The sequence below is a fragment of the Lactiplantibacillus sp. B652 genome (genome assembly GCF_023806745.1).
Lineage (GTDB): Bacteria > Bacillota > Bacilli > Lactobacillales > Lactobacillaceae > Lactiplantibacillus > Lactiplantibacillus pentosus.
Genome location: NZ_JAMSKY010000068.1, coordinates 1 through 444, shown reverse-complemented (window position 1 = coordinate 444; position 444 = coordinate 1). Strand labels below are relative to the sequence as shown.

Below are 444 nucleotides of genomic sequence, written 5' to 3'. Positions count from 1 at the left end.
CCGGGTCTTTTCTGAGATTAGATAATATTTTGGTACTACCAATACTTTGATGATGCTGGTTATACCAATATTGAACCCGTCCAGTTAAGAAGTTATCTCGAATCCCCCAATCCGTTACGTTACGATGTACCTAATGTCTCCTTCCTGAGCTGTGGTATAATAGATCAAACGTGTGAGACATTAGAGTGTGACACAGTAACTTTTAAATCTTAATCAGATCAACTAGTTGAGTAGTTTCCCAGAAACTGACGTCAGAATTAATATGATAAGAAGGAAAATATATGAAAATTGGTTATGCTAGGGTGTCGTCTGAAAATCAGAATTTAACTCGGCAGATTGAAGCTCTAAAAAAGTCTGGTGTAGAGAAAATATTTCAGGAAAAAGTTTCCGGAAAATCAGTTCAAAATCGCCCTGAATTGCAAAAAATGTTAGAGTTCATTCGTG

The 444-nt window shown here is 36.3% G+C and carries 1 protein-coding gene; it reads left to right on the top strand.

The annotated features are described in order from the left end of the window. Positions 1–281: 281 nt before the first annotated feature. On the top strand, positions 282–444 hold a 163-nt coding region (locus MZO40_RS17035; RefSeq protein ID WP_252133478.1), incomplete at its 3' end, for a recombinase family protein.